11 protein-coding genes are annotated in these 14,838 nt (G+C 45.6%); 10 read left to right on the top strand and 1 reads right to left on the bottom strand.

All coding sequences use genetic code 11. The features are described 5' to 3' along the window. Positions 1-31 precede the first annotated feature (31 nt). Genes BLA28_RS03125 through BLA28_RS03115 form a run of 3 tightly spaced genes read left to right on the top strand, consistent with a single transcriptional unit; the run spans position 32 to position 3,489 of the window. A complete protein-coding gene (locus tag BLA28_RS03125; protein WP_069155970.1) occupies positions 32-1,111 on the top strand; it encodes a DUF6077 domain-containing protein in 1,080 nt (359 codons plus the stop codon). A 14-nt stretch (positions 1,112-1,125) separates the two neighbouring features. Continuing rightward, positions 1,126-1,887 carry a hypothetical protein gene (locus tag BLA28_RS03120; RefSeq protein ID WP_141702864.1) on the top strand — a complete coding sequence of 254 codons (762 nt, stop codon included), beginning with the start codon at positions 1,126-1,128 and terminating at the stop codon, positions 1,885-1,887. Positions 1,888-1,941: 54 nt separating this feature from the next. Then, the gene (locus tag BLA28_RS03115) at positions 1,942-3,489 is read left to right on the top strand and encodes a glycosyltransferase family 39 protein (protein WP_069151863.1); all 1,548 of its coding nucleotides are present in this window, start codon (positions 1,942-1,944) and stop codon (positions 3,487-3,489) included. 57 nt (positions 3,490-3,546) lie between these two features. Here BLA28_RS03115 and BLA28_RS03110 read toward each other — a convergent pair whose 3' ends face one another. Further along, entirely contained in the window at positions 3,547-4,692 is a 1,146-nt protein-coding gene (locus tag BLA28_RS03110; protein ID WP_069155968.1) for an SGNH/GDSL hydrolase family protein, read from the bottom strand. A gap of 460 nt (positions 4,693-5,152) precedes the next feature. On the opposite strand from BLA28_RS03110, the gene BLA28_RS03105 reads away from it, so the two are divergent. The 7 genes from BLA28_RS03105 to BLA28_RS03070 all read left to right on the top strand — a co-directional run bounded on the left by BLA28_RS03105 (position 5,153) and on the right by BLA28_RS03070 (position 14,780). Next, complete coding sequence (locus BLA28_RS03105; RefSeq protein ID WP_069155967.1) at positions 5,153-5,527, top strand: EamA family transporter; 375 nt, start codon at positions 5,153-5,155, stop codon at positions 5,525-5,527. Continuing rightward, positions 5,517-5,858: an EamA family transporter gene (locus BLA28_RS03100; RefSeq protein WP_081329816.1), complete on the top strand. Its 342-nt coding sequence runs from the start codon at positions 5,517-5,519 to the stop codon at positions 5,856-5,858. The genes BLA28_RS03105 and BLA28_RS03100 overlap by 11 nt, the downstream gene beginning before the upstream one ends. A 726-nt stretch (positions 5,859-6,584) precedes the next feature. Then, positions 6,585-10,607, top strand: a complete 4,023-nt coding sequence (locus BLA28_RS03090) for an Ig-like domain-containing protein (protein WP_169897197.1) — start codon at positions 6,585-6,587, stop codon at positions 10,605-10,607. A gap of 494 nt (positions 10,608-11,101) precedes the next feature. After that, entirely contained in the window at positions 11,102-12,178 is a 1,077-nt protein-coding gene (gene rfbB / locus BLA28_RS03085) for a dTDP-glucose 4,6-dehydratase (protein WP_069155964.1), read from the top strand. Between the two features lie 69 nt (positions 12,179-12,247). Further along, positions 12,248-13,117 (top strand): glucose-1-phosphate thymidylyltransferase RfbA, encoded by an 870-nt coding sequence (gene rfbA, locus BLA28_RS03080; RefSeq protein ID WP_009251244.1) that lies wholly within the window; start codon positions 12,248-12,250, stop codon positions 13,115-13,117. A 75-nt stretch (positions 13,118-13,192) separates the two neighbouring features. Beyond that, entirely contained in the window at positions 13,193-13,747 is a 555-nt protein-coding gene (gene rfbC / locus BLA28_RS03075; protein ID WP_016359972.1) for a dTDP-4-dehydrorhamnose 3,5-epimerase, read from the top strand. 7 nt (positions 13,748-13,754) lie between these two features. Next, positions 13,755-14,780, top strand: a complete 1,026-nt coding sequence (locus BLA28_RS03070; protein WP_069151868.1) for an ABC transporter permease — start codon at positions 13,755-13,757, stop codon at positions 14,778-14,780. Positions 14,781-14,838: the final 58 nt, after the last annotated feature.

The following is a 14,838-nucleotide window of genomic DNA, read 5'->3' as shown; positions in this document are numbered from 1 at the left end:
GTAAATATACAATGTGAAAAGAGGAATTTAGATGGCTGTTAAAGTACTGATAACCTTTGGAGTCCTGTTTGCAGCTCCGTTTTGTATAGGTTTGTTTCCGGTAAGGTTTATGCCCGGAGAGGAAAATAAGAAAGATCCTGTCACTGTCTATCTTGCAGGTTTCCTGCTGATGCTGGCGGTTTTCCAGTTGCTGGCGGTTCCGATAATACTGATTAAGCCATGGGGATTTCCGCAGATAGTGACGCTTTATTCTGTCTTGCTTGTGGGACTGTCTGCGGCAGGTCTGATTACGGGAAGAACGGTTCTGAAAAAGATGGCAGAAGCTGTGACAGGTTTATTTGATAAAAAAGGAAAATTCTCATGGGAAACCTTTATTTACTGGCTTATTGCAGGCGGCTTAATTGTTTTCCAGATTTACATGGCATATACTCATGCCTTCTTTGATGGTGATGATGCTTATTACGTGGCGCAGTCCGTAATTGCGGATCAGTCCAATGTATTGTATCGCATTCTGCCTTATACGGGACTGACAACTACAGTGGATGTGCGTCATGCGCTGGCTACGCTTCCAATATGGGAAGCGTATCTGGCAAGAATCAGCGGGATACATCCGGCAATTATCGCTCATTCTCTTCTTCCTTTGATTTTCATACCGGTAACCTATCTGTTTTATTTTCAAATCGGGAAAAGGCTGCTTAAGAAGGACTACAGGAAGCTGGCAGTGTTTATGATATTGGTAAGTGTGCTGCAGATATTCGGGAACACCTCTATTTATACCAATTCAACATTTTTCCTGATGCGTACATGGCAGGGGAAATCCATGCTGTGCAATATGGTTTTACTGGCGGTTCTTTGGTGTCTGCTTTCTCTCTGGGATAACCGGGGAGAGACAAAGAAGGAAAAGCAGACCGGATGGTGGATCGTGCTCTGTGCGGTCAATATGACAGCGGCTATGGCAACAACTATGGGGGCATTTCTCACGGGACTGCTGATAGCTGTTGTGGGGCTGGTGATTGCGGTGAGGGATAGGCGTCCTCAGGTGCTTCCCAAGCTGGCGGCCAGTTGTATTCCCTGTATATTGTACCTGGCAGTTTATGTGATATTAGTCTGAAAGGATGAATGAAATTGAAAGAGATTTTCACTATTTTTATGGATTACAGCGGAAAGGGAATTTATCCGTTCCTTTTTCTGGCGGCGCTTATTTATTTGCTGGCCACGGAAAAGAATTCAAAAATACGCCGGGTGCTTCTGGAATCATCGCTGGTGATTACAGTGCTGTTTTTCTTTCCCTTATTTAAGATGGTAATGGACAAGGTGGAGGAAGCCGGGACTTATTACCGTATTCTGTGGCTTTTGCCCATGACTGTTGTGATCGCGTATGCAGGGGTGAAGCTGATTGGGCGGCATACCAGAATCGGTTTGGCGGCAATAGTAATTGTTCTGGTGCTGGGCGGAGAATATTTATATAAAAGCCAGTATGTTACCCGGGCGGAAAATCGTTATCATCTTCCGCAGGCAGTGATTGCTATCTGCGATTTAATTGCACCGCAGGAAGATGAGGAGCGGGTATGGGCAGTATTTCCATCGGAGTTGATTCATTTTGTCCGTCAGTATTCATCAGAAATCCAGATGCCTTATGGCAGAGATATGGTAGTGGCCAGTTGGGAGCATGTGGAGCATCCGATGTATGCATTGATGGAATCGGACATCGTACGCATAGATTTACTGGCAGAACTGGCGGATGATTACCAATGTCAGTATATCATCCTGAATAAGGCCAAGCAGACAGAAGGAGATCCCGAAGCATGCGGCCTGGAGAAAATAGCTGAGGTCGGAGGCTATGATGTCTTCAGAAATGTCAGTGTCGAAATCAAGACTGTACAATAAATGTAATTTGCGTGCGGAAGATTACTGGAAAGATAAAGAGAAGGAAGAATGCAAATGCTGAAAAGATTCCAAAGAAAAGAATATTTTTGCCTGGCGGCGGTATTGCTTGTATTTTTACTTATGTCACTGTATAAATTAACGGATGCCCCGCTGTGGTATGATGAGGTAGTAGAGTTTTATTACTCTAAGTATCTGTCCGGCCCTATCCAGGGGGTTAGTATTTATAACAGCCTGTATGAGCGGCTTCAATTCAACAGCTTTCAGCCGCCTCTGTACAATCTTATCATGCATGTTTGGCTTTTGTTCAGTGAATCGGAATGGTGGTTCCGTTTCAGCGGAGTGGTTTTCGGATTCATAGGGATGCTTGGACTTTATGCCTGCATGAAAATGATTACCAATTGGAAAGTGGCAGTCCTTTCGGTTTTTGTCAGTTCTTTTATATATGAATTGATGTATTATGTGAAAGAAGCAGCGGAATACAATCTCATGCTTATGTTGCTTTACTGGATGCTGTATTTCTATTTCCGCACATTCAGGGATCTGACACTGAAAAATATCGGGTTATTTACAGGAATTTCAGTGATATTGCTTTATACACAATACGGCACCGTGCTGGCTATATTGCCTTTGGCGATAGCTCTGTTCATTAAGGCGTTCCGGCAAAAGGATAAAAAGCTTTGCAGAAAAATAGCCATAATTTATGTGGCGTCGGGAGCCATTGCGGGTCTGCCTTTATTTTTTCTCCTGTTTAGGATTCAGCTTCAATGGAATCAAAGTGTAAATTACTATACGGTAGCTTTTGAAAAGAATAATGTGATTTACGATTTTTTCATGATGATACTGACAACAGCGCAGTGGCTGTTCACAGAATCAAAAACGCGGTTTACGCTTATATGTGCAGCAGCTTTGCTGGTTTGCATAATTTTTGCAGTTCTATGCATAGTTAAAAGAAAAAATCAGGAATTCAATTATTTTATGATTAGCTGTGTGGCCGGTTGGATTATATACTATATTATCGTTCGCTCGGGCTTATATGCATATGGTGATTTCGGCAACCGATATAGTTTATATTTGCTTCCGGTGTGGTTTGTAGCAGTGGTTTATCTGATATACGAATCAGTTCGGTTCATATCAGCACTCCATTTTAAACACAAAAAGCTGGTTTTAAATATGGGGATATGCTTTATCCTTGTTATAGCAATGGGATATTGTACATATGGCTTCTATAGAGTGCAGCTTCACTGGGCTAAAAGTGATACAAGAAGTGTGGTTGATTTATGGTATGAGGAAAAAGGATTTGATACGCCTACCTACGTGATATTTGGAGAGGCTCCGAGCTTTACTTATTATCTCACACACGATAGCCGTTTTGACCAGAAGTATATGGATGATATTACATTTGAATACGAAAATAAAGAAACGAAACTGGGAGCGGATGAGTATTGGGATTATTTTGTGGAGAAATACCAGGGGCAGCCTCCGGAGGAATTCTATTTATCTATTGGACATGAAAATTCTCTGACGGATGCATTAAGACAAAAGGGTTACACTTTGGAGACGGAGTTTATATCGAATACAATATTATTCCATGTATATAAATAAAGTGAGGTAAGTGAAAAGGCCTTGACCAATCAAAAAAGATTAGTCAAAGCCTTTTCCTCATTCCTTACCAACATTAAAAATTTCCCGCGCAAACCGCGCCGCCACTCGTTCTCGTCCCATTTTATTCAAATGATACCCGTCCGTCAGACATTTTTCCGCATCATCTTCATTGATCGTACCATAGTAGTGATCCAATATGCTCACACCATTAGCCATAGCCACATCAATCTCATGAAGAACATAATCCGGAAGCACGCCGTTCCCAAAGTCTTCCGTATCCCCGTTTATCATTTTGCCGTCGCTGTCTTCAAACTGTCCATAGGCAGGAGACATCACAACCAGCCGGATATAAGGATATTTCTGCTGTATCTGCTGGATAGAAGCATTCAGCGCCCCGTCCCAGGTAAGCAGATTGATATCATTGTTTTCATCCATAACAGGCCGTTTATCCTTGTAGTCATTCAAATCATACATAATAACGATCATATCGACCTTGGAAAAATCCACGCTCTTTAGTGTCTCCAATGCATCCGTATACGCGCTGTCCTTATCGGAGAGCAGGCCGACCGCATGCTCCATCAAATCATAATTGTTTCCACAAAGAGACGCAGTTGTCAGATAAAGGCTCAGTGCATCCTGAGGGAAATTGTCGGAATATTCTGTATTTTTCATGGAAATATAGGTATCAGGAAATGCACAGTTATACACGACCGCATCACATTTTTCCGCGATTATTTCCGCCAGCCCGTTTTTTCCTCTTTCATCCGAGAAAGGATTGTTGCCCAGAGCGACAATGGTAGTTATGCCGTCATCCTCCCTCCCGGCCAGCAGTTCCGGATCCAGCGGCTGGATATAATCAAGGGCTTCCGTTTCAAATTCAGAGGTTATATTATCCGGATCATAACCGGAATCCTTGCCGATATTCCAGATTATCAGCTTCACCGCGGCTACAACAACCATTATGATAAGAACACCCGCAATAATATAGTGGACAAACTGTTCCGTTTCGGCTTTCCTTCGCTTACCCGATTTGCGGCGGGAAGAACCGGGACGGGAACCTGATTTATTGGAAGCGGTACATTTATGGGATGTATTTTTTGTTCCTTGCCTGTTGTCTGGACGGGAAGGGATTCTTTCATCATCCTCCAAAGACAGGAAGTCTTCCTGCTCATCAGACTGTCCGATTTTATTTTTATCACTCATAGTTTACCTCCTTACCGTCCTATAGTATCATTATAGGCAGGGTGTGTCCATCTTATAAGAAATTTTTAAGAATTTACGAACACCGGCCGCGCTTACCGCTCACGGCTGCCCTGTGTTTCACGCCTTCCGCCCCGTCCTTCCTTCCCGCAGCGTATTTTTCCCTCCCCGGCGGGCCTGTGTACCCTGCGCAGGCACGTTCTCACTCTGCCAAAAACGCAGCGGTACTAAGATTGCACAGGACGCAATCTAAGGACCGGCGTTTTTAGAAGGCCTTTGCAGGGTACACAGGCCCACCGGGGAGGGAAAAATACGCTGCGGGAAGGAAGGACGGGGCGGAAGGCGTGAAACACAGGGCAGCCGTGGGCGGTAAGCGCGGCCGGTGTTCCGATAGTTTGCAAAGCATGGGAAAACTGTTATAATCACATAGGAACAAGTAAAAGAAAAATCAGGGAAAAAGGAAATGAAAAAGAAAATAACAATTAAAGATATTTTGGTTCTGCAGATAGTAATAGCTATTTATACCCTCTCCACAGTCATGGCTAAACAGGCCAGCGGCCAGTCTTTTTTTTCAGCCGGCTTTTTTGGCTTTTATGGGGCAGAACTTCTGATTCTGGGTATTTATGCGCTGCTGTGGCAGCAGATGATAAAGAAATTTGAACTTTCCGTAGCCTATACGAACCGTGCCATGGCGCTGCTGTGGTCTTTGATATGGGCTGTGGTTATTTTTAAGGACAATATTACGGTAAAAAATGTGATAGGCGTTGCCCTGGTTATCGCGGGGACGATAATTGTCAACGGCGGCCGGAAAGAGGAGGATTTAACCAGTGAAAATTAGTATATATTACCTTTTGCTTTTTGCAGGTGTCCTTGCGGCGTCCTTTTCCCAGGTGCTTTTGAAAAAGGCTGCAGGAAAGCAGCATAAATCCTTTCTCAGGGAATATCTGAATCCCTGGGTGATTTGCGGATACATGCTGCTTCTGGGTTCTACCGTATTCAATATCAGCGGACTCAGAGGACTTTCTTTCATGAACGGGCCTGTGATTGAATCTTTTGGCTATGTGCTTGTCCTTTTTTTGAGCCGTTTTTTCTTTGGAGAAAAAATCACGATACGGAAACTTGCAGGCGTGGGTTGTATTCTGGTAGGCGTGATTGTTTATTATCTGTAGGAGCGGGGGCAGGAGAAGTATTTGCTGTGCTGGCCCCGGCTGCCGGCAGGTTCTTAAACCACTTGCTGTACCGGTGCATCCGGTATTCTACAGAAAGCTCCTTCAGTCCCTTTTCGTCTGCGCATTTTTCCTTCAGCTGGCCGCGTTCGGTTTTGCTCAGATTCACGTATTTCATGTAAGAAATACCAAGTTCCGTCAATTTTCCGCTGCATGCCGGACAGTATACCTTGTGTCCATTCAGTATGTGGATACGACGGCAATATTTACAATAATGGATATACATCATGACGAATCACTCCTTTTCTTCTTTCTTTCCATCTCATTCTGTCATATTCTGCCATATCCCGCAACGAAAAGAGTTCGACAAAAAGCGCGGTAATTGTATCTGAACGCATAATATCATATTAACAATTACGTGGCCTGCCGTCGGAAATAAGCGGGATTGTGGGAAAATTAAGAGAATATTAAGGAAGTAATTGTTGGAAATGAGGTGTGCGAGGTTGAAGGCCGGGGAATTGATGTGGTATACTGTTCCTGCGGGAAAATGCCTGATAAAAGGCTTTTTTAGGGGGAGTATGGATGAATTCCCCGGTTACTGACAATTGATAAAAAATGCAGTAAAGAAAGTAATGGAGAATTAAAATGTCTGACCATTCAAATGATGAAAAAAGAAAAAATTTACCGGACAGAAACATACAAAGAATGTCGAAACCGAACGATGAATCAATGGGAAAAAGAAGACCGCATACATCAGAGGAAGAGCAGCTGCCGGAGAAAATAGAAAAAGTTACGGAAAGCCTGTTGTCTCAATGGGAAATCAGCGAGGATGATTTTGAAGATACGCAGGATCTGGCGGAAACTGCAGCTCAGCTTTCTGATTATGAGGAGCGGCCGGTCCGCAGAGAAGGAGAGCGGAGGACAGAGAGAGTCCGTCCGTCGGGAAATACGGAAGGCAGAAGGCTTTCGGAGGAAAGCGGGAACAGAACCGGCGAAACCAGAAGGGTGAAAAGTACCGGAAACCATGATTCCGTACAGGCAAACGGCGGAAGAGCGAAGAGCGCGGAAGGCTCGAATCATGGAAAATCGAATGACGGAAGAGTGAAAAAAAACGAAAGCCTGAATCGTGGAAGTTCAAACGGTGAACGAGCAAAAGGCACTGAGAGGCTGAATCGCGGAACTTCGAATGTGGAAAGAAAAGGGACATCTGAATCAGCACGCAGTGAAATACGCCGGAACCCTTCCGAAGAAGGAAGGATGCGTAAAGTATATGCGGACAGAGCGCCGTCTTCTGACAGAGGGCCTGCCGGCAGAAAAACTGTCTCAGAAAACCATAATAATGACAGCATACGGAACAGACAGGATTCCGGAGACAGAGAAAAAAACAGGCGTCCGGAAACAGGTGCTCCACGCCAGGACAGCCGGGCACCCAAACATATTTCTTCCGAACGTTCTCACAATACGTCCAGAGCGCAGGTCACGGAACGTGAGGCCCAGCGACGCAGGGAAGCATCAAGAGTCAGAGAAGAAGATGCAGGGAGAAAGGCCGGAGAACGCCGTTCGGAGGCCGCTGCGGTAAGAGACAACAGCCGATCCGGAAATTCCGGCCGCGGTTCAGATTCCAGGAAACAGACATCCCGCAGAAAACAGGCTAATCCGATAGTGGAATTCTGGAACAGCCTTCATACAATGGATAAGGTTGTCGGGTTTACAGGAATCTTTGTTTGTATTTTTGCGATTATCACTTTTTCCATACTGGCAAATGCCAAAGCGACGGATAAGCAGGTACAGGCCTTTGCCTCTGTTGGTGAAAATCTTTCACAGATTAATGTGACGGATGACAGTGTATTTTTGGCTGTGGCGGATGCGCATAAGGCGAAGCAGGAAGCTGCGGATGTAACCGATATCGATGAGTCCGAGGAATATAATGAGAAGGAGGACAACTCCGATGTCCAGGTCGGACTGAATATGACTTCCGTAGAAAAAGACCTGAAAATCAAGTTTGTCAACCGGAAAACGGGAAAACTGGTTCCTCTTGTAAACTTCCAGGTGGAAATAAAGGGGCCTGATAAAACCTACACAAAAGACGATGATGATAAAGACGGAATTATTTATTTAACGGGAATAACTCCTGGCAAATATACGGTTAGAATAACAGGGCCTGAGAATGTGGATGGTTACAGTCTGCCTTCAGATGCTCAGGAAGTTACGGTAAAAGACCATATAGAATATAAGAAAATTGATGTTGCGGATGAGGTGAAGAAAGAGTCCGAAGTCAATGCGGCAAAAGAAGATACACAGGTAAAGACACAGACGGAATCGGTATTGCAGGATACCGTGGAATGGGTGGAATCAACGAAGACACCTGTAGGCGGTTCCGGAAACGATGGAGCATATGTGGAGGTGAAAAAGGCAGATGTGCCGGATCCTTCAGCATCGGCAAGTCTGGTGTTTGATAAATTTTATGGGGTGAAGTCCCAGAAGCCCTGGGTTATGTTTGAAACAGTCCAGCCAAGAGATACGACTGGAGAAAGCGGTGATACTAATACGACACCTGGGACAGAATCAAAAACTGAACCGACAGATGAGCCGACTAAACCATCAGAACCTGAAAAGATTGCAGTGACAGGAGTCAGCGTTTCCCCAGGCAGTCTTTCGGGTAAAGTAGGAGAAAGTAGCCCCCTTACTGCTGATGTTAAGCCGGATAATGCCAGTAATAAAAATGTGAGCTGGACATCCAGCAATGAAGATGTTGCTACGGTTAGTAACGGTAACGTAACATTTAAAGGTAAAGGAACAGCTACCATTACAGTAACGACTAACGATGGAAATTATAGTGCTACGGCTTCTGTTTCAGTAGAAGCAAAAGATGTACCCGTGGAAAGTGTATCTGTCAGCGGTGAAACCAGTGTAACAGTGGGAAGCAGTATCACATTGTCTGCGAATGTCTCCCCTGACGGCGCCAAATATGATGGAGTGAAATGGTCTTCTTCCGATAGCAGCATTGCAACAGTTGACGGCGGCAAAGTAACCGGCGTCAAAGCTGGAGAAGCAACAATTACCGCCGAGGCCGGCGGAAAGTCAGGCACCCAGAAAATTACGGTAAAAGATGCGGAAGTAGTTCTGAACAGTATCGCCATCAAAGGAGAAGCCAGCGGAAAGAAAGGTGCCACCATCCAGCTATCCATCACTCCCAATCCTGCCAATGCGGATGCATCTGTTACATGGAAGTCCTCCAATGAAGGTGTTGCAACAATAGATGCCAACGGTAAGGTCACCTGTAAAGCTGCCGGCGACATCACAATTACCGCAATATCCAAAAAAGACACCGGCAAAACGGCGACCTTAGCCTTTAAAGTCACCGAGGATGTAACGAAAAAGTTTGATATGAAGGATGTGAGCGTAACAGCCGGACAATTCAAAAACCTGGAAGATTACTGCACCATCCAGGGCAGCTCCAGCCGTTCCTTCAGCATTGAGAATACAAAATATGCCACAGTGGACGGAAACGGCAGAATCAAAGCAATCCGCGCCGGTGAAACCAAAATTACAGTCACAGTCAAATTCCAGGATGGCACACCCCAGACCCAGACGAAAAAACTGACTGTAACAGCAGCCCCCGTCAAAGGAATCACTCTGGACAAAACCAAAGTAACACTGAAGGTTGGAGACAGCATTAAACTGAATCCGACAATTGATACCACCGGTTACACCGGCTGTCTCTGGTATACATCCGACAAAAACATCGTATCCTTAGAGGAACACGGCAACGGCACCATCAAAGCCCTCAAACCCGGCAAAGTAACCATCACAGCCAAAGCTTCCGAGGATACCTCCAAAACCGCTACCTGTGAGATCACAGTCACCGGAGAAGATCCTAAAAATGATACCAAAACCCCTCTCAAAGACAAGAGCGGCAAACAGTTATATGTGAAAACCGCAGATGGCAAATATGTTCTTGCGGTAGTGGCTGACTACTATAAATACAACGTATTCTACAGAGAAAATGAAAATGTGGAATACAAATATACCGGATGGCAGACCATAGACGGAAAAAGGTATTATTTCGATAAAAACGGCAACAAGGTAACCGGTGACCAGGTAATCCAGGGAGTAAAATATTCCTTCGGAAGCGACGGAGCGCTCAGCTCCGGTTCCGGCGTGCTGGGAATCGACGTATCCAAGCATAACGGAAACATCAACTGGACAGAGGTAAAAAATTCCGGTGTATCCTTTGTAATCATCCGCTGCGGTTACCGTGGTTCCTCCACCGGCGCCCTCATTGAGGATCCCAAGTTCAAAGCTAATGTCCAGGGCGCAACGGCAGCAGGATTAAAGGTAGGTATTTACTTCTTCACCCAGGCCGTGAATCAGATAGAAGCGGTAGAAGAAGCTTCCATGACCGTTTCCCTGATCAAAAATTATAAAATATCCTATCCTGTATTTCTGGATGTGGAAGCCAGCGGCGGCCGTGCGGACGGTCTGGACACAGGAACAAGAACCCAGATTGTCAATGCTTACTGCCAGACAATCCAGAACAGCGGTTATACGGCCGGCGTTTATGCAAACAAAACCTGGCTCAATTCCAAGCTGAACGTAGGTTCCCTGGGAGGCTACAAGATCTGGCTCGCCCAATATGCAGCAGCGCCCACCTATAACGGCAGATATGACATGTGGCAGTATTCCTCCACCGGTAAAATCGGAGGAATCAGCGGCAATACAGACCTGAATATAAGCTATCTCGGCTATTAACCCCTTGCTTCCGGCAGATTTCCGATCTGCCGGAAGCAAAATTCTTCGGTTGCTGTGGCTTGGCCCTTGGGATTTCTTAACCTGTCCTTCCTGCTGCTGGGTTTCTCCCGGCCCTGTCCCGCTGCCCCGCCCTCCCGGACGGACTCTATTCCCTACGTGGGCACGCTCTCGCTCTGCCAAAAACGCAGCGGTACTAAGATTGCACAGGACGCAATCAAAGGACCGGCGTTTTTAGAAGGCCCGTGCAGGGAATAGAGTCCGTCCGGGAGGGCAGGGCAGTGGGACAGGGCCGGGAGAAACCCAGCAGCAGGAAGGGCAGGTTAAGAAATCCCAAGGGCCAGGTGTAACTTTATGGCAGGTTTTATTTGGTAAAAACCGAGTTTTGTGGTATACTAATTAAAATTAAGTGTAGTGTCAGTTTTTCTGCCTGTTTTACAGCCTGCTTATATGTGAGGCAGGTATATTTTTGCGGGCGGAGATAAAGGAGAAGAATTATGAGAACTTACTTGGTGACAGGCGGCGCAGGTTTTATAGGATCCAATTATATCCACTACATGTTCCGTAAATACGGGGATGAAATCCGTATTATCAATGTGGATGCCCTTACCTATGCCGGCAATCTGGAAAACCTGAAGGAAGTGGAAGACAGGGATAATTATACCTTTGTAAAGGCAAATATCTGCGACAAGGAAGCAATCGAGAAGATTTTTAATGAAAATGACATAGACAGAGTCGTACATTTTGCAGCGGAGAGCCATGTGGACAGAAGCATCCGCAATCCGGAAGTTTTTGTGAATACCAATGTGCTGGGAACAGCGGTAATGCTTAACTGTGCCAAAGCGGCCTGGGAGAATCCGGACGGAACCTTTAAAGAAGGCAAGAAGTTCCTGCATGTTTCCACGGATGAGGTATACGGTTCCCTGGAAGAGGAAGGGGAATATTTCTATGAAACCACCCCGTATGCCCCTCACAGCCCTTATTCTGCCAGCAAAGCGGGATCGGACATGCTTGTGAAGGCATATATGGACACCTATCATTTCCCGGCGAACATCACGAACTGCTCGAACAATTACGGCCCTTACCAGTTCCCGGAAAAGCTGATTCCTCTGATCATCAACAACGCCCTCCACGGAAAGAAGCTTCCCGTATACGGCGACGGCAAAAACGTACGTGACTGGCTGTATGTGGAGGATCATGCCAAGGCCATCGACATGGTACAGGAAAAGGGCAGGCTTTTCGAGACCTATAATGTGGGCGGACATAATGAAAAACAGAACATACAGATTATTGAAATCATCATAGAAACCCTTCAGGAGATGCTCGCGGATGACGATCCGAGAAAAGCGCTGGTATCCAAGGATCTGATCACCTATGTGGAAGACCGTAAGGGCCATGATCGCAGATATGCCATCGCTCCGGATAAAATCAAGTCGGAAATCGGCTGGGAACCGGAAACCATGTTTGCGGAAGGGATTAAGAAGACTATCGCCTGGTATTTCAGCCATGAAGACTGGATGAAAAATGTGACCAGCGGAGATTATCAGAAATATTATAACGAGATGTATAAATAAGGGATGCCACGAGCTGCGGGCCATTCTTATTATCGATAAAACCCGACGTAAAACGATGGAGGTTTATTTATGAAAGGTATTATTCTTGCAGGAGGAAGCGGAACCAGGCTTTATCCGCTGACCAAGGCAATTTCCAAGCAGATTATGCCGGTGTATGACAAGCCCATGATTTATTATCCGCTGTCCATACTGATGCTGGCGGATATCCGGGAGATACTGATTATCTCCACTCCGAGAGATCTTCCTGTTTTCCGGGAACTGTTCGGAACCGGGGAACAGCTGGGGCTTTCTCTTTCCTATGCGGTACAGGATCAGCCCAGAGGATTGGCGGATGCCTTTATTTTAGGAGCGGATTTTATAGGAAATGACAGTGTGGCGCTTGTACTGGGAGATAATATTTTCTATGGGCAGAGCTTTTCCAGGGTGCTCAGGAACGCTGCTTCCCGGGAGAAGGGTGCTACGATTTTTGGATATTATGTCCGGGATCCGAGAGAATACGGTGTGGTGGAATTCGATGAAAACGGAAAAGCCCTTTCCATCGAAGAAAAACCGGAAAATCCCCGGAGTAATTATGCGGTGCCGGGACTGTATTTCTACGATAATGATGTCGTGGAGATTGCAAGAAATGTAAAGCCTTCGGCAAGAGGGGAAATTGAAATCACTTCCGTAAATAATGAATATCTCCGCAGGGGAACGCTTCAGGTGGAAACGCTGGGGAGAGGGTTTGCCTGGCTGGATACGGGAAGCCATGATTCCCTTCTGGATGCGGCAGATTTTGTGTCGGCCTTCCAGAAGAGACAGGGGCTTTATATTTCCTGTATAGAAGAAATTGCTTATAAGAGAGGTTTTATCTCCCGGGAGCAGCTTCTGAAGCTGGCGGAGCCGCTGATGAAGACGGATTATGGAAAATATATGGTGGAGGTTGCCAACGGGCTGTAAGCCGGGAGGCAGCCGGCACCGCCGAAGAAATGGATTACGTACAAAAAGAGCGACAGGAATCGAGGAATTGTTAAGATGGGTAAAATTACAGTAGAGACATGCGAAATAGAGGGGCTGAAGGTTATCACGCCTGCGGTATTCGTTGATGAGCGCGGATATTTCATGGAAACCTATAATTATAATGATTATAAAGCGGCGGGAATCGATCAGGTGTTTGTTCAGGATAACCAGTCTGCGTCATCCAAGGGTGTGCTGAGAGGTCTTCATTTTCAGATCAATTATCCCCAGGATAAGTTGGTGCGTGCCCTGAAGGGAGAGGTCTATGACGTGGCGGTGGACTTGAGGAAAGGCTCCCCTACCTTCGGAAAGTGGTTCGGCGTTCTTCTAACCGAAGAAAATAAAAAGCAGTTTTTTGTGCCGAAAAATTTTGCGCACGGTTTTCTTGTGCTTTCTGATTATGCGGAGTTCGCTTATAAATGCACGGACTTCTATCATCCCAATGATGAAGGCGGTCTTGCCTGGAATGACCCGGATATCGGCGTTGAGTGGCCTATTCCGGAAGGCATGAAGCTGATTCAGTCCGAAAAGGATACGAAGTGGGGCGGAATTAAGAGTTATACGGGAAGATAGAAGCAGAATGAAAAACAAAGAGAAAAAACAAATTCCGGTTATCGGACAGGGTATTAATAAAAAAGCGGGAATTACCATATTCACCCTCGTGATGTTAATAATGGGGGTGATTATTGTCTGCTATCATAATCCCCTTGCAAATCAGACGGATGAGCTGGTTAAGAAAATAATTGCCTGTACACTGATTGTGATCGCTGTCATTGCGTTTATTAAGTTTTATGATAAAATCACGCAGCTTCCCTTTGAACTTTATCAGAACAGACGGCTGATATGGCGGCTGGCGAAGAACGATTTCAAGAGAAGATATGCCGGATCCTATATGGGTGCGGTGTGGGCAATGATCCAGCCGGTGGTGACTGTGGCGATGTATTACATTGTATTCCAGGTAATCATGCCTCAGAAGGCAACGCTTGTGGGAGAGGGGATTGAAGTCCCTTATCTGGTATTCCTTACGGCCGGCCTCGTACCCTGGTTCTATTTTTCCGAAGCCATTGTCAACGGAATGATGGCGCTTCTGGAATATGAATATCTGGTAAAAAAAGTAGTATTTAAAATCAGTATACTGCCTATTATCAAAATTATTGCAGCCACGTTCATCCATGGCTTTTTTGTGTTGGTGCTTCTGATAATTGCCTGGTTTTATGGATTTACGCCCAGTCTGTATACGCTGCAGATTTTTTATTACAGCTTCTGTATGTTTGTGCTTGTACTGGCTGTCAGCTATACAACCTGTTCCGTGGTAATTTATTTCCGGGATCTGCAGCAGATTGTAAATATTGCCCTGCAGATAGGCATGTGGGCGACTCCCGTTCTGTGGAATCTGGGAAGCTTCAGCAAAAAGGCGCAGATGCTGGTTAAAATAAATCCTCTCGTATACATTGTGGAAGGCTACCGCAGTGCGATCTATGAAAAACAGTGGTTCTGGGAGGATTTTTATTCTACCATGTATTTCTGGATTATTACCATCGGCCTTTTCTGTATCGGCGCATTGGTATATAAACGGCTTAAAGTACATTTTGCGGATATCATGTAAGGGAAGTGTGAAAAGAATTTCCAAGACTCGCGGCAGAGGCCGCTTCGTCAGGAAATTC

Origin of the sequence: Eisenbergiella tayi (genome assembly GCF_001881565.1) — a bacterium.
GTDB classification, from domain to species: domain Bacteria; phylum Bacillota; class Clostridia; order Lachnospirales; family Lachnospiraceae; genus Eisenbergiella; species Eisenbergiella tayi.
Note: the sequence above shows the minus strand (reverse complement) of the source record. Positions and strands in the feature narration are given on the sequence as shown.

What these genes read in the sequence shown, in the direction of transcription:
- BLA28_RS03090 (WP_169897197.1), top strand. Translation starts at nt 6,585, where the DNA reads ATGGGAAAAAGAAGACCGCATACATCAGAGGAAGAGCAGCTGCCGGAG.
- BLA28_RS03115 (WP_069151863.1), top strand. Translation starts at nt 1,942, where the DNA reads ATGCTGAAAAGATTCCAAAGAAAAGAATATTTTTGCCTGGCGGCGGTA.
- rfbA (WP_009251244.1), top strand. Translation starts at nt 12,248, where the DNA reads ATGAAAGGTATTATTCTTGCAGGAGGAAGCGGAACCAGGCTTTATCCG.
- BLA28_RS03070 (WP_069151868.1), top strand. Translation starts at nt 13,755, where the DNA reads ATGAAAAACAAAGAGAAAAAACAAATTCCGGTTATCGGACAGGGTATT.
- BLA28_RS03105 (WP_069155967.1), top strand. Translation starts at nt 5,153, where the DNA reads ATGAAAAAGAAAATAACAATTAAAGATATTTTGGTTCTGCAGATAGTA.
- rfbC (WP_016359972.1), top strand. Translation starts at nt 13,193, where the DNA reads ATGGGTAAAATTACAGTAGAGACATGCGAAATAGAGGGGCTGAAGGTT.
- BLA28_RS03125 (WP_069155970.1), top strand. Translation starts at nt 32, where the DNA reads ATGGCTGTTAAAGTACTGATAACCTTTGGAGTCCTGTTTGCAGCTCCG.
- BLA28_RS03110 (WP_069155968.1), bottom strand. Translation starts at nt 4,692, where the DNA reads ATGAGTGATAAAAATAAAATCGGACAGTCTGATGAGCAGGAAGACTTC.
- rfbB (WP_069155964.1), top strand. Translation starts at nt 11,102, where the DNA reads ATGAGAACTTACTTGGTGACAGGCGGCGCAGGTTTTATAGGATCCAAT.